Consider the following 21,994-nt stretch of genomic DNA (forward strand, 5'->3'; position numbering starts at 1 on the left):
TCAGGCGATGATGTCGGGGTTGAGGAAGTCCTCGATCCTGGCGATCTCGTCCTTCAGCGCCAGCTTCTTGCGCTTCAGGCGACCGATGACGATCAGGTCGGGCACGGTCGTGTTGCTCAGGGCCTGGATCGCGGCGTCCAGGTCGGCGTGGTCCTGGCGCACCTCGGCGAGCCGGGCCTCCAGGGCCTCGTCGGTGAAGTTGGAATAATCGATCATCGGCCCCGACACTCTACCCCAGGGCGGCGGCCAGTTCAGCCAGGGCGCCTGCGGGCGCGGGCTTGTCCCACGCCTTCGACGCCGCTTCCAGAGCTTCGAGCGCATGAGCGCCACCGCCGCCGTGCGACAGACCGTCCAGGGTCTCCATCAGCAGGCGCTCGGCCGCCAGCTCCAGGACCTTGACCTCCTCGCGGAACGCCAGGCGCGCCTCGTCGCCGACGGGCGGCAACGGCGCCTTCAGCCCACGGCGCACCTCGCGCAGCGGAACCAGCGCGGTGCGGTCCCAGGCGCGGGCGCAGGCCGCCGCCCGCGCAAGCAGGTCCGGATCCCTGGCCTCGGCGCGAACGGCCCACAGCAGGAGGGAGGTGTTCTGCCCATACTCGTCCTGCAGCCGCAGGCACGCCTCGGGCACGCCTGGCCGCGCATAGGCCTCCAGCGCCCACGCCCAGATCGCCATGCTCAATCGTCCTTGCCGCGGATCGGGGCGATGTCCTCGCCCCAGCGCTTCACCGGCTTCCAGTCCAGGCCGAACAGGTCCAGCGCACGGCCCACCGATTGGTCGACCATCTCCTCCAGGCTCCTGGGTTTGGCGTAGAAGGCCGGGAGCGGCGGGGCGATCACCGCACCCATCTCCGCCAGCCGCACCATGGTGCGCAGGTGGCCCAGGTGCAGCGGCGTCTCGCGCACCATCAGCACGAGCGGCCGGCGCTCCTTCAGCGTCACGTCTGCGGCCCGCGTCAGCAGGGACGAGGTCACGCCGGTCGCCACCTCGCTCATGGTCCGCACGGAGCATGGCGCCACGATCATCCCGAGGGTCTGGAACGAGCCCGAGGCGATGGCGGCCCCGACGTCTCCGGCCTTGTGGACCACGTCGGCGCGGGCCTGCACGTCGGCCGGGGACAGCTCGGTCTCCTGGGCCAGGGTCAGCGCCGACGAGCGGCTCATCACGAGGTGCGTTTCGATCCCCAGGTCGCGGCAGGCGTCCAGCGCCCGCAGGCCGTAGGCGACGCCCGAGGCGCCCGAGATCCCCACGATCAGCCGCGGCTTGTCGCCTTTCATCTGCGGGGGTCCCTCAACAACGGTCGCACGTTCGCGGTTCGTCCGCGCGACTGCAAACATATGTGATCTGACAGCCGCGGGAAGCGGGTGTTCACTCTAGGGCCGTCCAACTGAGAGGAGGCTCTTCGCCATGGCGCTAGATGCCCGGATCCGTGAACTCGGATCCCGCCACCAGTCCCTGGAACAAGCGATCCAGGACGAGATGCGCAGGCCCTACGCCGACGATGTCAGACTCAAGGAACTCAAGCGACAGAAGCTCAGGCTGAAGGAAGAGATCGAAACCCTCCGCGGCCAGCTCCACTGACGCGCTCTTCCCTCCCTTGATGGGGAGGGACAGGCAGGGTGAGGAGATGTGGACCGGTCCCCACGTCTCCGCCCTGGAACGGACCTCCTCACCTGCTCGCCTAGGGCGAGCTTTCCCTCCCCATCAGGGGAGGGAGGGGACCATCAGTCCTCGTCGTCCTCGTCCAGCTCCGGTCGGCTGGCGAACACATTCGCGAGATCCGTCTCGCGCTCGACCTCGGGCTCGTCGTCGACCAGGTCGACGTCGGACGCCGGCCGCAGGGTCGCGCCTTCCGGCTCGACGATGCCGCGGCGGGCGTCGTCCTTGGCCTTCTTGTCGGCCGCTTTCTTGACCACCGCGTCCAGCTCGAGCTGGCTGGCGAGACCCAGGGTCACCGGGTCGACCGGCTTGATGTTGGCCGAGTTCCAGTGCTGGCGGTTGCGCACCTGGTCGATGGTCGCCTTGGTCGTGCCCAGCAGGCGGGCGACCTGACTGTCCGGCACTTCCGGGTGGTTGCGGATGAACCAGGCGATGGCGTCCGGGCGGTCCTGACGACGCGAGACCGGCGTGTAGCGCGGAGCCTTCTTCACCGGCTTCAAGAGCTCGGCGTGACGGCTCTTCTGCGGCTTCATCCGGTACTTTTCGTTCTTCTCGGCCGCATCAAGCTCATCGCGGCTGAGCTGGCCGTTGGCGATCGGGTCGGCGCCGCGGATGTCGCGCGCCACTTCGCCGTCGGCGATGCCCTTCACTTCCAGCGGGTGGAGCTCGCAGAAGTCGGCGATCTGATCGAAGGTCAGCGAAGTATTGTCGACCAGCCACACGGCGGTCGCCTTGGGCATGAGAATTTGCGTCATCGCTTTTGCCTTTGAGGGCGAATTCCAGAAACGAAGGCGCCCGGCCTTTCGGCCGGGCGGTGAGGGATTTCATATAGGCCGGTTACGCCGGCCTGAAAACGAGATTCTAGATCAGGCCCCGAAGATCCAGCCCGGCGTCAACGTGCTCGCCTGCACGCCAACCAGGATGATCTGGTCGCTGGACGAGGCCAGGGTCACGACCGTGTCGGCCCCCACCTGGGCCACGGTATAGGTGGCGCCGGGATCCAGGTGCACGCGGTCGCCTTCCGCCAGGCTGAAGTCCAGGATCCGGTCGATGCCCGCGTCGGACGAGATGTGGAAGATGTCGGCGCCCGCGCCACCCGACACCGTGTCCGAGCCCTTGTCGCCCGACATGAAGTCGTCGCCCTCGCCGCCGGAGATGGAGTCGTTCTCCTGGCCGCCGCGCACGATGTCGTTGCCCGACCCGCCGTCGCCCGTGTCCGCGCCGAGGTTGCCGTAGACGAGGTCGGCGCCGTCGTCCCCGAACAGCAGGTCGCTGTCCTTGCCCCCCACGACGTAGTCGTCACCCGCGCCGCCGCGGCCGGTGTCGTTGCCGACGTTGCCGTGGATGTCGTCGAACACCGAGCCGCCGACGATGGAGTCGTTTCCGTCCTCGCCCCGCAGGTAGCTGGTCCCCGCCCCGCCATCGATGGTGTCGGCGCCGGCGCCCGCGAAAATGCTGTCGAACCCGGCGCCGCCGACCAGGCTGTTGGCCAGAGCGTTGCCGGTGATGGTGTCGTTGCCGAACCCGCCGATGGCGTTCTCGATCTGCGCGCCCTGGGCCACCGCCACATTTCCGACGAGGCCGCCGACGTTCGAGAAGAAGCCCTCGCGCAGCTCGATGAGCTGGTTCTGCGAGTAGCCCGAGAAGTCGAAGGTGTCGCGGCCGCCCGCGTCCCAGACCGCGAAGATCACCCGGCTGGAGCTGTTGGTCGCCACGAACCAGTCGCGGCCGGCGTTGGCGTTGAAGCCATAGACGGTGTCACCCGTCCGGGTGCTCATGTTGGCGCCGTACTCGATCTGGGCGCCGCGGATGTCGTCGAGCTGCGGCGCGGCGGCGTAGCGGCCGCCGTAGCTGGCGCCGGTGTTGGCCTCCGAGAAGTAGCTCATCACCGTGTACTGACGGGTGTCCTCATAGTACTCGGCCGAACTGGCGTAGGTGATCGGCCCACCGTCATCGCCGGCGTTGTAGTCGCCCGGATGGGCCAGGCCGATGGCGTGGCCGATCTCGTGGATCAGGACCTGGGCGCCGTAGTTGCCCATGCTGGGTAGGCTGTTGGTGCCCGCGTTGATGTTGATCCAGACGTCGCCGGCGGCGCTGCTGGCGCTGGTGCTGCCCGGATAGTTGGCGAACGCCGCCGAGCCGCTCTCGCCCGAGCTGTAGTTGCCGAACAGGATCGCGGCGTCGTTGGAATAGGCCGCCTCGCCCGCGCTCCCGATCCCCACCCGTACGAACCGGATGTTGGCCACGTCGGCCCACGCCTGCATGGCCTGCTCGGCCTGGTAGATCTGCTGGGCGTTGAAGCGCTGGAAGCCCGCGGTGTCGCTGGGCATGGTGACAGGCTCGCTTGAGCGGAAAGCGTACGTCACGGTGAAGGCGCGGCCGGCGACCCCGCCCCAGCCGGGTGCCGGCGCCATGGTCACCGGATCGAACCCGGTGAGCTGCAGGCCCGCCCGGTCGATAGTGTAGCTCTCCTTGCCGTTCACCACGGCGCCTGCACGCGCGTCGGCGTTCAGGTAGGACAGGCCGTCCGCGACGTCAGACTCGGCCACGACCGCCAGCCCCGTGCACAGCGGACAGCTGCAGGTTGCGCCATCCGCGGCGGCGAACGGCCGGCTTTGCAGCGACGGGTCGTCGGCGGAAAGGAGGGAAGCGTCCGTGGGCATACTCGCACTCTATCCAGACCCATCCCCTTCATTTGCTTAAGGGAATAGGTAAATCCGCACAATGCGGACCTCGCGCGGCGTTTGCGCGCATAGAGTGTACGCGGCGCGGCGCCCGGCGGCTTCGGACCAGCGTGCCGCAGTTTCCGCAGATCGGCTAGGCGCCGCTAGTCCAGGGGCTGGCGGCCGACGATCCTGAGGCCATAGCCCGCCGAGGCCGGCAGGACGGTCTGGGACGAGGTCAGCAGGGTCATGTCGCGGACGCCGAGGTCCAGCAGGATCTGCGCCCCGATGCCGTAGTCGCGGATGATATTCCCCGCATGGTCGGCCTGCGGCTGGCCGTAACGCTCGCTGAGCCAGTGCGGATTGGAGTCGCGGATGAACACCGCCACCGCGGCGCCCTCGTACGCCGACAGGGCGTTCAGCGCCTTGGGCACGTAGTCGCGGCGCGCCTCGACGGCGCCCAGCATGTCGGTGGCGAGGTCCACGCGGTGCATACGCACCAGGGTGGGCTTGTCCGGCTCGATCCGGCCCCGGGTCAGCACCACGTGCTCGGTCTGATCGATGGAGTTGCGGTAGATGATCATGCGGAAGCGGCCGCCGTAGGCGCTGTCGAACGGCGCCTCCAGCACGCGCTCCACCTGGCGTTCGGTGCGACGACGGTAGGCGATCAGGTCGGCGATGGTGCCGATCTTCAGGCCGTGCAGCTGGGCGAAGGCCACCAGGTCGGGCAGCCGGGCCATCGACCCGTCGTCCTTCATGATCTCGCAGATGACCCCGGCGGGGTTCAGGCCGGCCATGCGGCTGATGTCGACCGCCGCCTCGGTGTGGCCGGCGCGGACCAGGACGCCGCCGTCCTTGGCCACCAGAGGGAAGACGTGGCCGGGCGAGACCACGTCGTCCACGCCCTTGGTCGGATCGACCGCCACGGCGATGGTGTGGGCCCGGTCGTGCGCCGAGATGCCCGTGGTCACACCTTCGCGCGCCTCGATGGAGACGGTGAAGGCGGTGCCGTGGCCGGACTGGTTGTCCGTGGCCATGGGCGGCAGGCGCAACTGGCGCGCCCGCTCGGCGGTGATCGACAGGCAGATCAGGCCGCGGGCGTGCTTGGCCATGAAGTTGATCTGGTCCGGCGTGGCGAACTGGGCCGGGATGATCACGTCACCCTCGTTCTCGCGGTCCTCGGCGTCGACCAGGATGTACGGCCGCCCGTTGCGGGCGTCCTCGATGATGTCCTCGATCGGGCTGATGGCGCCAGACACGTTGTCGGACTCTCCGGACGGCGGAACGAGGTAAGGGCGTTTCATCGGATTGCAGCCTTCATCTGGGCGAACTGCACGACCTGTTCGGCGACGGTCGCGAGCTGCCAGGCGTCCTTCTGATCCATGCAGTCGCCGGCCTCGTCGAAGAGGGCGGCGCCCGCGTTGAGGGCCGCGCCGAACGGCGTCGGCCAGCCCCGGAGGGCATGTATGATCGCCCGCAGCGCCATCAAGGTGGTGCCCGCGGCCTGCCAGCCGTCGGCGGTGATGATGGTCCCCACCGGCTTTTGCGACAGGTAGGGCTGCGGGTCGTTGCGCGTGAGTTCCAGGGTGTCGAGGGCGTTCTTGATCACCCCCGAGATCGAGCCGTGATAGCCGGGGCTGGCGACGATCACCCCGTCGGCGGCGCGAACGGCCTCGGCCAGCTCCAACTGGGCGGCCGTGGTGTCGGACGGGCGTGGGTCGAAGATCGGCAGGGTCCCCAGGAACGCGCCGCCCAGCAGGCGCGTCTCCGCCCCACGCGCCTCGGCGGCCTTCAAGGCGCACAACAACGCCCGCTCGCTGGACGACCCCTCGCGGATGGTGCCGCCGATACCGACGATGAGGGGGCGTTTGCTCATACGCGCTCCTCTCCCCCCGCGAAGCGGAGAGGGAGAGGGGAGCGAGAGGGTCGGCGCAGGCCGCCCAGCTCAAGCTCCCGGTCCAGCCAGGGTCCCGCGTCGGCAAGATTGATCATCGCTAGACCTCTATGCCGGGCGAAATGTCGACGCCAGCCCTCTCCCTACCCTCTCCCTCTCGCTGCGCGGGGGAGAGGAGGCCCATCAGGCCGCCGCGCTTTCCTCGGCGAAGACCTTCTTCAGCTCCGTCTTCAGGATCTTGCCATTGGCATTGCGGGGCAGGGTCTCGGGCCAGAAGGCGATCTTCACCGGCACCTTGAACGCCGCCAGCCGCTCGCGGACGAACTGGCGCAACTCGGTCTCCGTGGCCGCGCCGCCGGGCTTGAGATGCACCACCGCGGCCGGTTCCTCGCCCAGGGTCTTGTGCGGGATGCCCACCAGGGCGGCGTCCATCACGTCCGGGTGGTCGTAGAGGACGTTCTCGACCTCGACGCAGTAGATGTTCTCGCCGCCGCGGATCAGCATGTCCTTGGCCCGGTCGATGATGAACAGGAAGCCCTCGTCGTCGACCCGCGCCAGGTCGCCGGTGCGCAGCCAGCCGTCCTGGAAGGTCTCGGCCGTGGCGTCGGGCTTGTTCCAGTAGAGCTTCACCACCTGGGGGCCCTTGACCCACAGCTCGCCCACCGAGCCCGGCGGCAGAACCGTCTTGCCGTCGGCGGGATCGCGAACCTGCATCTCGCCCACCGGCGCGGCGGGGCCGGCGCTGTCGGGGCGGTTGAGGTAGTCCATGCCCATGTGGCTGGTGAAGGTGGCGGTGGTCTCGGTCATGCCCCAGCCGTTGCCGGGCTGGGAGCCCGGGAACACCTCGGCGATCTTGCGCACCAGTTCGGGCGCGGACGGCGCGCCGCCATAGGTGACGGCCATCAGCGACGACAGGTCGTACTTCGCCCGCGCCGGATGCTCGATCAGCTGCCAGGCGATGGTCGGCACGCCGCCGGTGGAGCTGACCTTCTCCCGCTCGATCAGCTTCATGGCGGGCTCGGCGTCCCAGCGGCGCATCAGCACGATCTTGCCGCCCGAGTTCAGCGTCGGGCCGACGGTCGCCGACAGGCCGGTGGCATGGAACATGGGCACCACCAAAAGGGTCACCCGCTGCGGCAGCTTGGTCGCGTCCAGCTCGGGCAACGGCTCGCCGGCCCGCAGGAAGTTGCGCGCCGCCGAAATGCCGCCGGCGCCGATGTTGGACGTCATGTTCCGGTGCGTGCCGAGCGCTCCTTTCGGGCGGCCCGTGGTGCCGGAGGTGTAGAGGATGGTGGCGTCGTCCTCCGGCCCCAGCGGCACGTCGGGCATCGGCAGCTCGGCCAGCTCGCCCCAGGCGTTCACGACGCCGATGACGTCCTCCAGCCTCTCGGTCTTAGGCGGCAGGCTCGCGGCGGCGTGGCGGGTGACATAGACCTTCTCAAGGTCCGGCAGCTTGTCCAGGAACTCGACGATCCGGTCGAGCCGCTCGTCGTCCACGAAGGCGATCTTGGTTCCGGAATCGGCCAGGCCGTACTCCAGCTCCGCCCCGGTCCACCAGGCGTTCAGCGGCGTGACGATCGCGCCCACCAGCTGGCCGGCCCAGAAGCAGACCGCCCATTCCGGCAGGTTGCGCATGATGACCGCGACCCGGTCGCCCTTCTTCACGCCATCAGCCTGCAGGCGATGCGCCAGGGTCAGGGTGGCGCGGGCGAAGCTGTCGAAGGTGGCGCGGTCGTCCTCGTAGACCAGGAACTCCCGCTCGGCGAACCGGCGGCCGTTCACGAACACGTCGCGCAGGGTGGGCGGGGCGTTCTTCCAGGTGCGCGTCGGCACGCCCCGGATCACCTTCTCCTCGATTTCGAACGGAGCGCCGGGCGCGGTCAGCTTCGCATGCGCCTCTGCGACGGACATTACGGGCCAGGTTTTTGAAGAGTCGGTCATCAGGCGCTTCCCTACCCGCCGGACCTTGCGTCAGCCTACAGGCCCTGGCGACGTTGTCTCATTGAACCCGTCCCGTCTAAGCACCGCAACGGGCGCCCATGTCTCTGGCGGACTTCGGCGGCGAAACAATCGAGAGGTTGGGCGGTCAGACCTTCTCCCGCCGCGCGGCGTAGTGGTCGCGGATCTCGGCCAGCTCCTTGCCGAACCGCTTCCTCGCTTCCTCCTGCAGCTTGGGGATGTGGTAGCTGGGGAAGAGGTCGTTGTCCGGCTGGTAGTCCTTGAGGATCTGCTTGGCCAAGGTGACCTTGTGGACCTCGGTCGGGCCATCGGCGATGCCCATGACCAGGGCGGAGGTGACCATCCGCATGAACGGCATCTCGTTGGAGACACCCAGGGCGCCGTGCAGGTGCGCGGCCTTGGCGGCGACGTCGTGATAGACCTTGGGCATCGCCACCTTGATGGCGGCGATGTCCTTGCGGACCTTCTGGTAGTCCTTGTGCTTGTCGATCAGCCAGGCGGTGCGCAGCACCAGGAGGCGGAAGCTCTCCACCGCGATCCAGCTTTCGGCGATCTGGTCCTGAACCATCTGCAGGTCCGAGAGCCGGCCCTCGCGGGTGGTGCGGGAGACCGCTCGCTGGCACATCAGGTCCAGGGCGTGGCGGCAGGCGCCCACCGTACGCATCGCGTGGTGGACCCGGCCGCCGCCTAGGCGCACCTGGGCGATGACGAAGGCCGCGCCCCGGTCGCCCAGCAGGGCGTCGTAGGGCAGGCGCACGTTCGTGTAGCGGACGTAGGCTTCGTTGCCGCCGCCCACCTCGCCGCCGGCGCCCACGGCCACGTTGCGCACGATCTCCACCCCGGGCGTGTCGGTGGGCACCAGGAAGATCGAGGTGCGCCGGTAGGGGTCCTTCGCGTCGGGATCGGTGATCGCATAGAGCACCAGGACCTTGGCGTACTTGGCGTTGGTCGAGAACCACTTCTCGCCATTGATCACCCACTCATCCCCCTCCAGCACGGCGCGGGTGGTGAAGGTCAGCGGGTCCGAGCCGCCGGTGGGCTCGCTCATGGAGAAGGCCGAGCGGATCTCGCCGTTCAGCAGGGGCCAGAGGTACTGTTCCTTCTGCTTGTCGGTGCCGTAGTGGGCGATGATCTCGGCGTTGCCGCTGTCGGGCGCCTGGCAGCCGAACACGCTGGGCGCCAGGCTGCTGCGGCCCAGCTTCTCGTTCATCAGCGCCAGCTTGAGCTGCCCGAAGCCCTGGCCCCCCAGCTCGGGGCCCAGGTGGCAGGCCCAGAGGCCCTGGTCCTTCACCTTCTGCTGCAGCGGCTTGATGAACTTCTCGCGGCCCAGGCTGGAATAGACCGCCATGCCGAGGTGCGAGAGCGGCTCGACCTCCTCGCGCATGAAGTCCTCGATCCAGTCCAGCTTCTTCTGAAACTCAGGATCGGTCTCGAAATCCCAGGCCATAGGGCGCCTTCCGTCACGGCAATTTTTCGTATTATTGGTATGCTACTCCTCTCGAAGGCGAGCGCAAGACCAGTTGGCTCAGCCCAGGAGCAGGCGGCGGACGAGATCGCCCGTGTTGGAGACGCCGAACTTTCGCAGCAGGCGCGAGCGGTAGATGTCCACCGTGCGCGGGCTGATCCCGAGAGCCAGGGCGGCCTCCTTGGCGGTCCTGCCGTCGACGAACAGCGCCGCCACGTCGCGCTCACGCGCAGTCAGGGCAGTGGCGGGCGCATTGCGGGCGGCCAGCACACCGGACAGTTCGGTGAACACCCAGAGCGTGTCGTCATGCGCAGCGCCCGGACGTAGGGCCCGGCCGCGGACGTGGACCCAGAAGAGCTCCCCGTCGAGGCGGCGCATCACCCGGTCGCTGGCGAAGACCTTGCCCGCGAGAAGGGTCCGTTCGGCGCGCTGGCCCGCGCCATGATAGTGGCGCTCGTCGGGATAGAGGCCCGCAAACCCCTCACCGACCAGGGCCTTGCGCGGACCGCGAAACATCTCGCAGAAGGCGATGTTGCAGTCGGCGATCCGGCGCGCCCGACCGACGGCGAGGCCGACCGGGGCCAACTGGAAAACCTGGATGTGATCGACCTGCGGCTCTGGCATCCCGCGTCCGAATACGTAAGCGTCCGACACCTATAGCCTTAGGTGTCGCGGCTCCGTAGCGTCGCCGGCCATGACGATCCCAGATCTGCACATCCGCCCCGCGGCGCCATCCGACGCCGAGGCCATCTGGCGCATCATCGGGCCGACGATACGGGCCGGCGAGACCTACGCGCTGGACCGCGACCTTCCGGAGGCGGCGGCGCTGGCCTACTGGCTTGGCGCGGGCCGTGAGACGTTCGTGGCGGAAGCCGACGGTCAGATCCTGGGGACCTACTACATCCGGGCCAACCAGGCCGGCGGCGGGGCCCACGTCTGCAACTGCGGATACATGACCGCCGCCGAGGCGGCCGGCCGCGGGGTGGCCCGGGCCATGTGCGCACACTCGCTGGACCATGCCAGGTCCCGGGGCTTCCGCGCCATGCAGTTCAACTTCGTGGTCAGCACCAACGTCCGAGCGGTGAAGCTGTGGCAGTCCATGGGCTTCACGGTCGTCGGTCGCCTGCCCGGCGCCTTCGCCCATCCCACGGAGGGATATGTCGACGCCCTGGTGCTGTTCCAGACGCTGTGACGCGTCAGAACGCGCCGCCCCGTCCCTGACCAGCGGCGAACCGGGTTGCGCCCTCGACCGCGGAGCCCGTGCGCAGGGTCTCCATGCCGACCTTCACCTCGAAGGCCTGGGCCTCGTCCCAGTCGAGCGACCACTGCTTGAGCGCCGAGAGGCGGTCGTTGCGCATGCAAAGCTGCGGGAAGGCGCTGATCTGCCTGGCGAGGTCGACGGCCGCGCTCAGCGCCTGCCCCTGCGGGGCCACACGATTGGCCAGGCCCATGGCCAGCGCCTCGTGCGCGTCCACGGCCCGGCCGGTGAGGATCAGGTCCATGGCCCGCGAATGGCCGATCAGCCGCGGCAGCCGCACGGTGCCCAGGTCGATCAAGGGCACGCCGAACCGGCGACAGAAGACGCCGAAGGTCGCGCCCTCGGCGGCCACGCGCAGGTCCGCCCAGCAGGCCACCTCCAGCCCGCCCGCGACGGCCGGTCCCTCCACCGCCGCGATCACCGGCTTGCCCAAGGCCAGGCGCGTGCAGCCCATGGGTCCGAAATCCCCGGTCTCCTTGACGGGATTGCCGGCGCCTTCGCTGATCGCCTTGAGGTCGGCCCCGGCGCAGAAGAAGCCGCCGCGGCCGGTGAGCACCGCTACGTCCAGGCCGTCGTCGGCGTCGAAGGCCTTGAAGGCGTCGTAGAGCTCGCGCGCCGTGGCGCCGTCCACCGCGTTGCGGCGCTCGGGGCGCTCGATGGTGACGACGGCGATGCGGCCGTCCCGTTCGAGGCTGACGTTGGCCATGGGCGGTCTCCTGCTTTGGCCGCCACCCTGCGCCCCCGACCCACGGGGAAGGCAAGCCGTCAGGCGCGGGAGAGAAGCCACATGCGCATCTGCCGGCGCGTCCGATAGCCCAGGTGCTCGTAGAGCGCGATCGCGCCGGTGTTGTGCCCGTACACGTGCAGGAAGGGGGTCTCCCCGCGCGTCGCGATGCGGCCCGCCACGATCCCCATCAGCGCCGCCGCATAGCCTTTGCCGCGGTGGTCCGGATGCGTGCAGACGGCGCTCACCTCGGTCAGGCCCGGCAATCGCATGCGCTCGCCGGCCATGGCGATCAGGCGCCCACCGGCCTTGACGCCGACGAAGTCGCCCAGTTGGTGCGTGCGCGAGAAAAATGGCCCAGGCCGCGTGAGCGTGGCCAGCTCCAGCATCTCGGGCGCATCGCCGTCGTCCAGGTCGACCACCTCGAAGTCTGGCGGCGGCAGGGGGCGGAGCTCGCCCGCCACCATCTGGCAGATCCCCGGCTGGGGCGTCATGACTACGCCCGGGATGGGCGGATGGTCCTCGGCTTGAATCACCGCCAGTTCGCCCTCGGCCGGGACCAGGGCCGCAAGCGCGGCGAGGCTGTCCGGCGCCGTATCCGCGGCTGAGGCAAAGATCCCATACTCGCCGCGCAGGCGCAGGGCCCCTTCGGCCTGCTCGGCGAGCGCCGCCTGCCGCGTCGTGAATGCGTGCCAGATCGGTCGATCCAGAAGCTCGTCCCGTCCCACAGCCACCTCCTGTACTGCGCGCCGGGATAGACCGCCGCCCACCCAAGCGCCACCTTGCGGACCGCGCTTCCCGGCTATGGCTTGCAGCCGGACGGGGCGCAGGGGCAAATGGCCGAAAGACGCAGGGAAGCGACGATGAGCAAGGCCGAACGACTGGGGTTCTCGAAGACGCGCCTGGAGCGGATCGACCGCTTCCTTGATGAGAAGTACGTCGGCCCCGGCCGCATGCCCCACGCCCAGTTCCTGCTGGCGCGCGGCGGCGAGGTCGTCCACCAGACGGTGCTCGGGATGCAGGACCCCGAGCGCGGAGTGAAGCTGGGCGAAGACACCGTCTACCGCATCTATTCCATGACCAAGCCGGTGACATCGGTCGCCTTGATGAGCCTGGTCGAGGAGGGCCTGATCGCCCTCGACGATCCGGTCTCGCGGCACATTCCGGAGTGGAAGGACCTGGGCGTCTTCTCAGCAGGAGTGAACCCGGTGTTCGCCACCACCCCGCCCGGGCGGCCTATGCAGGTAGTCGACCTGCTGCGGCATACCTCCGGCCTGACCTACGGCTTTCAGAACCGCACCAACGTCGACGCCGCCTACAGGAAGCTCAAGCTGGAGGCGATGCACGGCGAGCACGACCTCGAGGCGATGATCGACATGCTCGCGCGCCTGCCGCTCGAGTTCTCGCCCGGGGAGGCGTGGAACTACTCCGTCGCCACCGACGTCTGCGGCTATCTGGTGCAGAAGATCGCCGGCAAGCCGCTGGACCAGGTGTTCCAGGAGCGAATCTTCGAGCCGCTGAAAATGGTCGACACCGGCTTCCACGTCCGCGACGACCAGCGCGGCCGGTTCGCCGCCTGCTACGACGCCGTCCTCGGCGGCAAGATGAAGCTGCAGGACGATCCACAGACGAGCCCCTATCTCGCCCCGCCCGCCCTGCTGTCCGGCGGCGGCGGCCTGGTGAGCACGGCGGCGGATTACATGCGGTTCGCGGGCATGCTGCTGAACCGCGGCGAGCTAGACGGCGCCCGCATCCTGGCGCCCAAGACCGTCGATCTGATGGCGTCCAACCACCTGCCCGGCGGCTCGGACCTGACCGAGATGTCCCGCTCGCTGTTCTCGGAGAGCACCAACGCCGGCGTCGGCTTCGGCCTGGGCTTTGCGGTGGTGTTCGACCCGCCGCAGACCCTGATCCCGTGCAGCCTGGGCGAGTTCTACTGGGGCGGCGCGGCGTCCACGGCGTTCTGGGTCGACCCGATGGAGGACGTCACCGCGGTCTTCATGACCCAGCTCCTGCCGTCGTCCACCTATCCCATCCGGCGCGAACTCAGGACCCTGGTCTATTCGGCGCTGATGGAGACGAACGGCTAGGCTCCGCCCGTTCCGCGGCTTCGGCCAGGACTTCCGCCTCCTCGATCATCGGCTGGCCGAAGCCGGTGTCGGGCTCGTCGGTGACCGGCGGGGTCGTGGGCAGCATGCGCGATGTCCGCCAGCCGCCCCAGACGTAGTAGGCCCAGGCCAGCAACAGGGTCGTGAAGCTGCCGATCGGGAAACTGATCCAGATGGCGTTGGCGCCCAGGTACGGCTCGAGGATGTTGGCCAGTGGCACCCGCACGCCCCACAGCGCGATGATCATCGCCAGCAGGGGCGGCCAGACCGCTCCGGTGGCGCGGACGACGCCGGAGAAGATGAAGGCCAGGCCGAAGGGGATGAAGCCCCAGAGCACGATGGAATTGATGTGCACCGCGATGGGGAGCGAGGGGCTGGTTCCCGGCAGGAAGGCCTGCAACACCCAGGGGTCCGCGAAGTAGATCGCCACCACGGGAAGGCCCGTGAACACCAGGGCGTAGAGCACGCCCGAGCGCGCCACCTGCTCCACGCGGTCCATCTTGCCCGCGCCGACGTTCTGGGCGGCCATGGACGAGACCGCCGCGCCCAGGGCCATGGCGGGCATCTGCACATAGGTCCAGAGCTGGCTCGCCGCCCCATAGGCTGCGGAGGTGTGCACCCCGTGCCGGTTGACGAGGCTCATCATGGTGACGGCCGCCAGGCTGGTCACCATCATCTGGAAGCCCATGGGCAGGCCCTTGAGCACCAGTCCGCGGATGATGGAGAGGTCCGGCAGCAACAGGTGGAACTCGCCCGGCCGCAGCACCAGGATCGAGCCCTTGCGGTAGAGGTGGACGATCATCGCCACGAGCGTGATCGTCTGGGAGACCAGGGTCGCGTAGGCCGACCCGGCGATACCGAGCTTCGGGAACGGGCCGTAGCCGGTGATCAGCAGCGGGTTCAGCACCACGTCCATGCCCACCGCCAGCAGCGAGAAATAGAATGGCGTGCGGCTGTCGCCCGTGCCGCGCTGGGCCATCATCACGTACGAGAAGAAGTACATGAACGGCATGGCCGAGAAGATGACCCGCAGGTAGGCGACGGCGTCGCGCTTCGCCTCCTCGGGCGTGCCCATCCAGGTCAGGATATGCGGCGTCAGCAGCGCGCCCAGCAGGCCCACGCTCAGCGACACCACGATGAAGAAGGCCGTCGAGGTGCCGATCACCTTCTTGGCCGCCGTCATGTCGCGGGCGCCCATGGCGTGGCCGATCATGATGTTCGAGGCCATCGACAGGCCGAAGACGGCGCCCAGCATCAGGAACATGATCTGGTTGGCGTTGGAGGTGGCGGTCAGGGCCGCCTCGCCCAGCACGTGGCTGACCCAGATGGCGTTGGCCGAGCCGTTCAGCGACTGGAGGATGTTGGTCGCCAGCACCGGCAGGGCGAACAGGATCAGCGTCCGGCCGATGGGCCCGGTGGTGAGGTCCGGTACTTTCCGGCCCGGCGGACCACCTGGTCCCCGCGCCGCTGTCGCACCCCCAGCCACAGCCGCCCCCTGAAAACGCACGCGCTCCATACCGCTTCTACGGGGCGCGCCGGGTCGGGTTCAAGCGCGGCCGTCCGCATGGCGCCGCTTGAGGGTCATGGGTTTCGCGCTATGGAAGGCGCATGACCGTCCAGATCCTGCAATTCGGAACCACCGGCCAGCTCGCCACCGAGCTCCTGCGCCAGGCGCCCGCCCACGACGTGGCGCTGGCGGCGCTCGGCCGGGCGGACGCCGATTTTGCCGACCCTGCGGCCTGCGCCCGCAAGGTGATGGAGGCGCGTCCGGACCTGGTGATCATCGCTGCGGCCTACACCGCCGTGGACCAGGCCGAGAGCGAGCCGGACCTGGCGCGGGCCGTGAACGCGGGGTCTCCGGGCGCTATCGCCGCGGCGGCCGATGCGGTCGGCGCGGCCGTGATCAATGTCTCAACCGACTATGTGTTCGACGGCGCCGGCGGCGCGCCCTACGCCGAGGATGCGCCCACCAATCCGCTGAACACCTATGGCGCCACCAAGCTGGAGGGCGAGACGGCGGTGGCCGCGGCCTGCCGCCGGTCGCTCAACATCCGCACCTCGTGGGTGATCTCGCCGCACGGCAAGAACTTCGTGAAGACCATGCTGCGGGTCGCGGCCGCCGGCACGCCGCTCAAGGTCGTCGACGACCAGTCGGGCCGGCCGACCTCGGCCGCCGACCTGGCCGGGTTCATCCTGTCCCAGGCTGCGCGGCTCTCCCAGGCCAAGGCCGAAGATCCGATGTTCGGGACGGTCCACTTCGCCAACGACGGCGAGGTCACCTGGCGCGACTTCGCGGTCGAGATCTTCGCCCAGGCGCTGGGTGAGCAGGCGCCTGAGGTGGGGGCTCAGAAGACCGCCGACTACAAGACCCCGGCCCAGCGGCCCCTGCGCGCCACCATGGATCTGGGCAAGCTCGAACGCGTCTACGGCGTGAAGCCCCGCCCGTGGCAGGAGGCTCTGGCCGAGGTGGTCGCGGAGATCAGGCCGAACCCCTGACCACTCTCACGGCGCGGCGGGTGCGGCGGCGAGGGCCGCCGACCCGGACGGGCCCTTCGCGCGCGCCCCGCCAGGACTGGGCGCCGCCAACGTAATGATCGCCAGGACCGCCAGCGTCAGCGCGAGCAGGGCGAGGTTCCGCGTCAGATACATGCACGGTCCGTGCCGCAATCTTTCGGCGGGTTCAAGCGGCCCGCGGCCGCAGGGCGCCCATTCTGAGGAGGCCCTGCGGTGGGGCGGCGCTCACGCCTCGGCGAGCCGGCTCTTTGCCCGGCCGTAGAGCAGGTAGGCCACGACCCCGATGGCGTTCCAGATGAAGAAGAACGCGATGGTCTTCACCGTGAGGCTGGTGAACAGGTACAGGCACCCCAGCACGGCCGCCGGGCCGATCACCCAGACCAGCGGGGTGCGGAACGGCCGCTCCAGTTCGGGCGAACGGCGGCGCAGCACCATCACCGCGAAGGCCGTGGCGATGAAGGCGGCCAAGGTGCCGGCGTTGGCCAGCGAGGCGATCTCGTCCAGGGGCATGAACCCCGAAATGATGGCCGCGATCACGCCCGTCAGGATCGTCACCGCCGTGGGCACGCCGCGGGGACCGACCGCCGCCAGCCGGCGGGGCAGCAGGCCGTCGCGGGCCATGGCGAAAAACACCCGGCTCTGGCCGAACATGAAGACCATGATCACCGTCGGCATCGCCACCACCGCTGCCCCGGCGATGATCGCCGCCGCGCCCGGCTTGCCCAGTTCCTTCAGCACGAAGGCCAGGGGCTCGGGACTCTTGGAGAACAGGCCGAACGGCACCGCGCCCAAGGCCACGGCCGCCACCACCATGTAGATCAGCGTGCAGACCGCCATCGAACCCACGATGCCGATGGTCAGGTCGCGCTTGGGGTTCTTGGCCTCCTCGGCCGCCGTCGAGATCGCATCGAAGCCGTAGAAGGCGAAGAAGATGATCGCCGCCGCGCCCATCACCCCGAACTTGGTGCCGTCGATGTCGTGGGCCCCGAAGCCGAAGGGCGCGAAGGGCTGGAAGTTGGCGGCGTCGAAGGCCGGCAGGGTGAAGGCCACGAAGGCCGCCAGGGCCACCAGCTTCACGCAGACCAGGATGAAGTTGACCGTGGCGCTCTCGCGCGTGCCGACCAGCAGCATGCCGGTGACCGCGAGGGCGATGAAGATGGCCGGCAGGTCCACGACGCCTCCGGCGAGGATGGCTTCGGGTACGCCCCAGCCCGCCTGGCGGATCAGGCCGGACGCATAGCCCGACCAGCCCACCGACACGGCGCTGCAGACCAGGGTGTATTCGAGGATCAGGCTCCAGCCGATGACCCACGCGAGGCCCTCGCCCAGGGTGACGTAGGAATAGGTGTAGGCGCTGCCGGCCTGGGGGGTCAGGCTGGCCATCTCGGCGTAGCACAGCGCCGCGCAGGCGCAGACGGCGCCCGCCACCGCAAACGAGAGGATGACTGCCGGGCCGGCCAGGCCCGCCGCCACGCCGGTGAGGGTGTAGATGCCGGTGCCGATGATCGCGCCGATGCCCAGGGCCATCAGGTGCGGCCACCCCAGGGTGGGCTTCAGGTGACGCTCGGCATGCGCCTGTTCGATCGGCTTCCGGCGGGTGATGAAACTCATGGGCGCCCCCTCTTGTGGGCCGACATTTGCCCTGAGCCGCACCGAACTGCCAAGCCTTGCCCCGAAACCCTTGGCGCCGGGGCCGACGTGCGCCAGCTTGGCCGCTCTTTGGGGAGAGCGTGTCTCATGCGTCGAGTGATCCTGGCCTTGATGTTGCTGCTGCTCGCCGGCCCGGCGCTGGCCGACGATGCGGCGATGACCAAACTGGCGGCCGACTACGACGCCTGGCTGCTCTCGGAAGACCCCATCACCGCCGGCCGCCAGGGCGACCGGGCCGCCCTCTCGAAGCTGCCGGACGTGACGCCCGCGGCCGATGCCCGGCGCCTGAAGGCGCTGAAGGCCTTCCAGGCTCGCCTCGCCACCGTGCCCGAGGCCGGCCTCTCGGACAACGCCGCCGCCAGCCGCGGCTACATGGCCTGGGAACTGGGCAGCCGGGTCGGCCAGATCGAGCACGACACGGCGCGCATGCCCGTCTCGTCCGACGGCGGTTTCGAGGACACGCTGAACTATGTGGCCGCCACCACGCCGATGCGATCCGCTGCCGACGCGGAAGCCTGGATCGCCCGGCTGGAAGCCCTGCCCGGCTACTACCGCGACAACATCGAGAACGCCCGCCGCGGCATCCGTACCGGCTTCACCCAGCCGAAGCCCACCGTCGACATCATCCTGGCCCGCGCCAAGGCGGCGGCCGTCGCGCCGCTCGATACCGACCCGCTGCTGCGCCCCTTCCGCAAGTTGCCCGACGGCATCCCGGCCGAGCAGCAGGTCGCCCTGCGCGCCCGGGCCACGGCCGTGGTCCGCGAGCGCATCCGCCCGGCGCAGCGCGACTTCGCCGCCTTCATGGAGCGCGAGTACGCCCCGGCCGCCCGCAAGGGCCTTGGCGTGCGCACCGCGCCCGGCGGCGAAGCCTTCTATCGATTCGCGGTGAAGGACTTCACGACCACCGGTCTGTCGCCCGACGAGGTCTACGCCCTGGGCGAGCGCGAGGTTGCGCGCATCCGCGCCCAGATGCTGGTGACCATGAAGGAGGCCGGTTTCGCCGGCGACCTGCCTGCCTTCATCGCCATGCTGCGCAAGGACCCGAAGTTCTACGCCACCTCGCGCCAAGACCTGCTGGAGAAGGCTTCCGAGATCGCCAAGCGGATCGATGACCAGCTGCCCGGTTGGTATGGGACCCTGCCGCGCCTGACCTACGGCGTCCGCCCCGTGCCGCCCGAGATCGAGGCCGCCTACACCACCGGCCGCTACTTCCAGGGCAGCCCCGAGCAGGGCGTGGCCGGAGGCTACATGGTCAACACCTTCGCCCTCGACCAGCGGCCGCTCTACGAGCTGCCGGCGCTCACCGCCCACGAGGCCGTCCCCGGCCACCACCTGCAGATCGCCCTGGCCCAGGAGCTGAAGGACGTGCCGATGTTCCGGCGCGAGGGCGGCGTAACCGCTTTCGTCGAAGGCTGGGGCCTCTATTCCGAGAAGGTGGCCGGCGAAATGGGCATCTATCGCGACGCCTACGAGCGGTTCGGCCAGCTCAGCTACGAGATGTGGCGCGCCTGCCGCCTGGTGGCCGACACCGGCATCCACTGGAAGGGCTGGACCCGTGAGCAGGCCGAGGCGTGCTTCCTGGAGAACACGGCGCTCGCCCCGCTCAACATCACCGTCGAGGTCGACCGCTACATCTCCTGGCCCGGCCAGGCCCTGGGCTACAAGATCGGCGAGCTCAAGTTCCTGGAGCTTCGCGCCCGCGCCAAGGCCAGGCTGGGCGAGCGCTTCGACATCCGCCGCTTCCACGACGCCGTCCTGCTCGCCGGGCCCCTGCCGATGGACCTGCTGGAGGCCCGCGTCGACGCCTGGATCACCGCCGGCGGACGGTAGGGGGAAGGCTCCAAACACCTCGCCGGAACCCATCTGAACATTGATCAGAAATAATGATGCAACGCGTCGATGCTTGGGTATGATTTGGCGTAACAGACAATTTTAAGGGCCTGGGCGCGGACGGGGCGACACGACCTCCGCCGGATCCATGGGGAGGAGCATTATGACGACCAAGACGCGTATTTCCGCGTTGGCGACGACGGTCGCCGCCAGCGGCCTGGTGTTCGGCTGCGCGGCCGACGGCCAGGCGCCGAACGCCCTGTCGGCAGGGTCGCCCACGTCCGCCGCGGTCGCCAGCTCGGCCACCCCCACCACCGTCGACAACTTCATGCTCGCCGACACCGAGTACATGGGTCACGAGCTCTATCGCACCGACGCCAAGGCGATCGTGCTCATCAGCCACGCCAACGGCTGCCCGATCGTGCGCAACCTGGCGCCGGCGCTGAAGGCCCTGAAGGCCAAGTACGAGAGCCAGGGCGTGCAGTTCCTGATGGTGAACTCCGCCATCCAGGACAGCATGGAGGCGATCGCCAAGGAGAAGGCCGAGTACGGCTTCGACATCCCGATCCTGAAGGACGCCAACCAGCTGGTCGGCGAGCAGCTGGGCGTGACCCGGACCGCCGAGGTTTTCGTCATCGACCCCAAGACCTGGAAGATCACCTACCGCGGCCCGCTCGACGACCGGCTCGACTACGGAACCCAGAAGGCGGTGGCTCAGCACACCTGGGCCGCCGACGCCATCGACGCCACCCTCGCCGGCCGCCAGGCCATGGCCGCCAGCAAGCAGAGCGTGGGCTGCCTGATCGACTTCCCGAACCGCAAGGTGGCGACGATCTCCTACGTCAAGGAGGTCGCCCCGATCCTCGAGAAGAAGTGCGCCGCCTGCCACACCGAGGGCGGCATCGGCCCATTCGCCATGTCGAGCTACGAGATGGTCAAGGGCTTCTCGCCCATGATCCGCGAGGTGCTGCGCACCGACCGCATGCCGCCGTGGAACGTGGACCCGCACGTCAGCAAGTTCGCCGACGACAAGAGCCTGACGCCCGCTGAGATCAAGACGGTGGTCCACTGGGTCGAGCAGGGCGCGCCCCGCGACGGCACGACCGACCCGTTGGCGGTCGCCGCCAAGAAGCGGGTGGTGGCGGAATGGCCGCTCGGCAAGCCGGACCTGGTCCTGGAGCTGCCGACCTACAAGATCCCCGCCTCGGGCGTGGTCGACTACCAGCGCCCGATCGTCGTGAACCCGCTGACCGAGGGCAAGTGGGTCAAGGCCTCGACCTATGTCGTCAACCAGCGCCAGGCGGTGCACCACTTCCTGTCGGGCTACCTCAAGGAGGTGCCGGCCGACGGCAAGGGCAACGAAAGCCGCTGGGGCGCCTCCATGGGCGGCTATGCGGTGGGCGCCGAGAGCACCCTGTGGCCGACCAACGTCGGCAGCTACCTGCCGCCCGGCGGCGCCATCGGCTTCCAGGCGCACTACACGCCGTTCGGCAAGGAGGTGACCGACGCCTCCAAGATCGGGCTCTATTTCTACAAGGACGGCGAGAAGCCCGACCTCGTGATGCGCAACTCGGTGGTGGTGGACAACACCATCGTCATCCCGCCGGGCGCCAGCCGCCACAAGGAGACGGCCTACATCGACTTCCCGAAGGATGCGCTGCTGTACTCGGCCTTCCCGCACGCCCACTACCGGGGCTACGCCTCCGACCTCTGGATCCAGTATCCGGACGGTTCGAAGAAGCGGCTGCTGGCCATGCCGCGGTACGACTTCAACTGGCAGCGGGAGTACACGTTCGCCGAGCCGCTGAAGGTGCCGGCGGGCTCGAAGCTGATCGCCAACTACTGGTACGACAACTCCAAGCAGAACCCGGCCAACCCCGACGCGACCAAGACCATCGTCTGGGGCGACCAGTCGTGGGAGGAGATGTTCTACACCGCGGTCCGCTACCGCTGGCTGGACGAGACCTCCTCCAAGCTCACCAACTATGACGAGCTGATGGACCAGACCCGCCTCTTGGGCATGCTGGACGAGAACATCGACGGCACGATCCAGAAGGCGGAGCTCAAGGGCCAGCTCGGCGACCGTCTGACGCCCTACTTCGCCCAGATCGACCAGAACAAGTCGGGCGGCATCGAGAACGGCGAGCTGATGGCCGCGCTGAAGATGATGGGCGGCCGCCGTCGCGAGCAGGCCCAGCAGGCTCCGGCCGCGCCGGCGCCCGCCGCCCCGCCCAAGGCCGGGGGCGGCCGCTAACCGGTAGCGCACACGGTC

At 69.0% G+C, this 21,994-nt stretch carries 21 protein-coding genes; 6 read left to right on the forward strand and 15 right to left on the reverse strand.

Going from position 1 to position 21,994, the window contains the following annotated elements:
* Genes A2790_RS21140 through A2790_RS21150 form a run of 3 tightly spaced genes read right to left on the reverse strand, consistent with a single transcriptional unit; the run spans window position 1 to window position 1,275 of the window.
* A complete protein-coding gene (locus A2790_RS21140; RefSeq protein ID WP_068874639.1) occupies window positions 1–216 on the reverse strand; it encodes a DUF465 domain-containing protein in 216 nt (71 codons plus the stop codon).
* Window positions 217–229: 13 nt separating this feature from the next.
* Window positions 230–673 (reverse strand): TIGR02444 family protein, encoded by a 444-nt coding sequence (locus tag A2790_RS21145; RefSeq protein WP_293396047.1) that lies wholly within the window; start codon window positions 671–673, stop codon window positions 230–232.
* Between the two features lie 2 nt (window positions 674–675).
* Window positions 676–1,275 (reverse strand): UbiX family flavin prenyltransferase, encoded by a 600-nt coding sequence (locus tag A2790_RS21150; RefSeq protein WP_293396049.1) that lies wholly within the window; start codon window positions 1,273–1,275, stop codon window positions 676–678.
* Between the two features lie 130 nt (window positions 1,276–1,405).
* Between A2790_RS21150 and A2790_RS21155 the strand changes: the two genes are divergently transcribed.
* Complete coding sequence (locus A2790_RS21155) at window positions 1,406–1,579, forward strand: DUF465 domain-containing protein (protein WP_068874636.1); 174 nt, start codon at window positions 1,406–1,408, stop codon at window positions 1,577–1,579.
* Window positions 1,580–1,722: 143 nt separating this feature from the next.
* On the opposite strand, the gene A2790_RS21160 is transcribed toward A2790_RS21155, so the two are convergent.
* The 7 genes from A2790_RS21160 to A2790_RS21190 all read right to left on the reverse strand — a co-directional run bounded on the left by A2790_RS21160 (window position 1,723) and on the right by A2790_RS21190 (window position 10,262).
* Entirely contained in the window at window positions 1,723–2,412 is a 690-nt protein-coding gene (locus A2790_RS21160; RefSeq protein ID WP_293396051.1) for a cell cycle transcriptional regulator TrcR, read from the reverse strand.
* A 111-nt stretch (window positions 2,413–2,523) separates the two neighbouring features.
* A complete protein-coding gene (locus tag A2790_RS21165; protein WP_293396053.1) occupies window positions 2,524–4,320 on the reverse strand; it encodes a M10 family metallopeptidase C-terminal domain-containing protein in 1,797 nt (598 codons plus the stop codon).
* 164 nt (window positions 4,321–4,484) lie between these two features.
* Window positions 4,485–5,624 (reverse strand): 3,4-dihydroxy-2-butanone-4-phosphate synthase, encoded by a 1,140-nt coding sequence (ribB, locus tag A2790_RS21170; protein ID WP_293396055.1) that lies wholly within the window; start codon window positions 5,622–5,624, stop codon window positions 4,485–4,487.
* Complete coding sequence (locus A2790_RS21175; RefSeq protein WP_293396057.1) at window positions 5,621–6,196, reverse strand: NADPH-dependent FMN reductase; 576 nt, start codon at window positions 6,194–6,196, stop codon at window positions 5,621–5,623. Before A2790_RS21175 ends, ribB begins: the two co-directional genes overlap by 4 nt.
* 201 nt (window positions 6,197–6,397) lie before the next feature.
* Window positions 6,398–8,155, reverse strand: a complete 1,758-nt coding sequence (locus A2790_RS21180; protein ID WP_293396059.1) for a class I adenylate-forming enzyme family protein — start codon at window positions 8,153–8,155, stop codon at window positions 6,398–6,400.
* 145 nt (window positions 8,156–8,300) lie between these two features.
* Window positions 8,301–9,620, reverse strand: coding sequence for an acyl-CoA dehydrogenase family protein (locus A2790_RS21185; RefSeq protein ID WP_293396061.1), 1,320 nt, complete (start codon window positions 9,618–9,620; stop codon window positions 8,301–8,303).
* A 78-nt stretch (window positions 9,621–9,698) separates the two neighbouring features.
* Entirely contained in the window at window positions 9,699–10,262 is a 564-nt protein-coding gene (locus A2790_RS21190; RefSeq protein WP_293396063.1) for a PAS and helix-turn-helix domain-containing protein, read from the reverse strand.
* Between the two features lie 70 nt (window positions 10,263–10,332).
* On the opposite strand from A2790_RS21190, the gene A2790_RS21195 reads away from it, so the two are divergent.
* Window positions 10,333–10,830: a GNAT family N-acetyltransferase gene (locus A2790_RS21195; RefSeq protein WP_293396066.1), complete on the forward strand. Its 498-nt coding sequence runs from the start codon at window positions 10,333–10,335 to the stop codon at window positions 10,828–10,830.
* 4 nt (window positions 10,831–10,834) lie between these two features.
* Here the strand turns inward: A2790_RS21195 and A2790_RS21200 are convergent, their stop codons facing one another.
* The gene (locus tag A2790_RS21200; protein WP_293396069.1) at window positions 10,835–11,602 is read right to left on the reverse strand and encodes a crotonase/enoyl-CoA hydratase family protein; all 768 of its coding nucleotides are present in this window, start codon (window positions 11,600–11,602) and stop codon (window positions 10,835–10,837) included.
* Between the two features lie 59 nt (window positions 11,603–11,661).
* Complete coding sequence (locus tag A2790_RS21205; RefSeq protein ID WP_293396072.1) at window positions 11,662–12,348, reverse strand: GNAT family N-acetyltransferase; 687 nt, start codon at window positions 12,346–12,348, stop codon at window positions 11,662–11,664.
* 135 nt (window positions 12,349–12,483) lie between these two features.
* Here A2790_RS21205 and A2790_RS21210 point away from each other — a divergent pair, with 135 nt between their 5' ends.
* Window positions 12,484–13,710 carry a serine hydrolase domain-containing protein gene (locus A2790_RS21210; protein ID WP_293396075.1) on the forward strand — a complete coding sequence of 409 codons (1,227 nt, stop codon included), beginning with the start codon at window positions 12,484–12,486 and terminating at the stop codon, window positions 13,708–13,710.
* On the opposite strand, the gene A2790_RS21215 is transcribed toward A2790_RS21210, so the two are convergent.
* Complete coding sequence (locus A2790_RS21215) at window positions 13,667–15,235, reverse strand: MATE family efflux transporter (protein WP_293396078.1); 1,569 nt, start codon at window positions 15,233–15,235, stop codon at window positions 13,667–13,669. The two genes, A2790_RS21210 and A2790_RS21215, sit on opposite strands and share 44 nt — an antisense overlap.
* Window positions 15,236–15,336: 101 nt before the next feature.
* Here A2790_RS21215 and rfbD point away from each other — a divergent pair, with 101 nt between their 5' ends.
* The gene (gene rfbD, locus A2790_RS21220; protein ID WP_293396081.1) at window positions 15,337–16,224 is read left to right on the forward strand and encodes a dTDP-4-dehydrorhamnose reductase; all 888 of its coding nucleotides are present in this window, start codon (window positions 15,337–15,339) and stop codon (window positions 16,222–16,224) included.
* Between the two features lie 6 nt (window positions 16,225–16,230).
* Here rfbD and A2790_RS21225 read toward each other — a convergent pair whose 3' ends face one another.
* Together A2790_RS21225 and A2790_RS21230 are read right to left on the reverse strand one after the other, a co-directional pair.
* Window positions 16,231–16,377, reverse strand: coding sequence for a hypothetical protein (locus tag A2790_RS21225; RefSeq protein WP_293396084.1), 147 nt, complete (start codon window positions 16,375–16,377; stop codon window positions 16,231–16,233).
* A 90-nt stretch (window positions 16,378–16,467) separates the two neighbouring features.
* Window positions 16,468–17,853, reverse strand: a complete 1,386-nt coding sequence (locus A2790_RS21230; RefSeq protein WP_293396086.1) for an amino acid permease — start codon at window positions 17,851–17,853, stop codon at window positions 16,468–16,470.
* Between the two features lie 126 nt (window positions 17,854–17,979).
* Between A2790_RS21230 and A2790_RS21235 the strand changes: the two genes are divergently transcribed.
* On the forward strand, window positions 17,980–19,722 hold the full coding sequence (locus A2790_RS21235) for a DUF885 family protein (RefSeq protein ID WP_293396088.1): 1,743 nt from the start codon (window positions 17,980–17,982) through the stop codon (window positions 19,720–19,722).
* A gap of 163 nt (window positions 19,723–19,885) precedes the next feature.
* The gene (locus A2790_RS21240) at window positions 19,886–21,976 is read left to right on the forward strand and encodes a redoxin family protein (RefSeq protein WP_293396091.1); all 2,091 of its coding nucleotides are present in this window, start codon (window positions 19,886–19,888) and stop codon (window positions 21,974–21,976) included.
* Window positions 21,977–21,994 lie beyond the last annotated feature (18 nt).

The organism is Phenylobacterium sp. RIFCSPHIGHO2_01_FULL_69_31, assembly GCF_001824475.1.
Lineage (GTDB): Bacteria > Pseudomonadota > Alphaproteobacteria > Caulobacterales > Caulobacteraceae > Phenylobacterium.

Bases quoted from the DNA above. Each gene is read 5' to 3' on its own strand.
- A2790_RS21140 (WP_068874639.1), bottom strand. From the start codon at position 216: ATGATCGATTATTCCAACTTCACCGACGAGGCCCTGGAGGCCCGGCTC.
- A2790_RS21145 (WP_293396047.1), bottom strand. From the start codon at position 673: ATGGCGATCTGGGCGTGGGCGCTGGAGGCCTATGCGCGGCCAGGCGTG.
- A2790_RS21150 (WP_293396049.1), bottom strand. From the start codon at position 1,275: ATGAAAGGCGACAAGCCGCGGCTGATCGTGGGGATCTCGGGCGCCTCG.
- A2790_RS21155 (WP_068874636.1), top strand. From the start codon at position 1,406: ATGGCGCTAGATGCCCGGATCCGTGAACTCGGATCCCGCCACCAGTCC.
- A2790_RS21160 (WP_293396051.1), bottom strand. From the start codon at position 2,412: ATGACGCAAATTCTCATGCCCAAGGCGACCGCCGTGTGGCTGGTCGAC.
- A2790_RS21165 (WP_293396053.1), bottom strand. From the start codon at position 4,320: ATGCCCACGGACGCTTCCCTCCTTTCCGCCGACGACCCGTCGCTGCAA.
- ribB (WP_293396055.1), bottom strand. From the start codon at position 5,624: ATGAAACGCCCTTACCTCGTTCCGCCGTCCGGAGAGTCCGACAACGTG.
- A2790_RS21175 (WP_293396057.1), bottom strand. From the start codon at position 6,196: ATGAGCAAACGCCCCCTCATCGTCGGTATCGGCGGCACCATCCGCGAG.
- A2790_RS21180 (WP_293396059.1), bottom strand. From the start codon at position 8,155: ATGACCGACTCTTCAAAAACCTGGCCCGTAATGTCCGTCGCAGAGGCG.
- A2790_RS21185 (WP_293396061.1), bottom strand. From the start codon at position 9,620: ATGGCCTGGGATTTCGAGACCGATCCTGAGTTTCAGAAGAAGCTGGAC.
- A2790_RS21190 (WP_293396063.1), bottom strand. From the start codon at position 10,262: ATGCCAGAGCCGCAGGTCGATCACATCCAGGTTTTCCAGTTGGCCCCG.
- A2790_RS21195 (WP_293396066.1), top strand. From the start codon at position 10,333: ATGACGATCCCAGATCTGCACATCCGCCCCGCGGCGCCATCCGACGCC.
- A2790_RS21200 (WP_293396069.1), bottom strand. From the start codon at position 11,602: ATGGCCAACGTCAGCCTCGAACGGGACGGCCGCATCGCCGTCGTCACC.
- A2790_RS21210 (WP_293396075.1), top strand. From the start codon at position 12,484: ATGAGCAAGGCCGAACGACTGGGGTTCTCGAAGACGCGCCTGGAGCGG.
- rfbD (WP_293396081.1), top strand. From the start codon at position 15,337: ATGACCGTCCAGATCCTGCAATTCGGAACCACCGGCCAGCTCGCCACC.
- A2790_RS21225 (WP_293396084.1), bottom strand. From the start codon at position 16,377: ATGTATCTGACGCGGAACCTCGCCCTGCTCGCGCTGACGCTGGCGGTC.
- A2790_RS21230 (WP_293396086.1), bottom strand. From the start codon at position 17,853: ATGAGTTTCATCACCCGCCGGAAGCCGATCGAACAGGCGCATGCCGAG.
- A2790_RS21235 (WP_293396088.1), top strand. From the start codon at position 17,980: ATGCGTCGAGTGATCCTGGCCTTGATGTTGCTGCTGCTCGCCGGCCCG.
- A2790_RS21240 (WP_293396091.1), top strand. From the start codon at position 19,886: ATGACGACCAAGACGCGTATTTCCGCGTTGGCGACGACGGTCGCCGCC.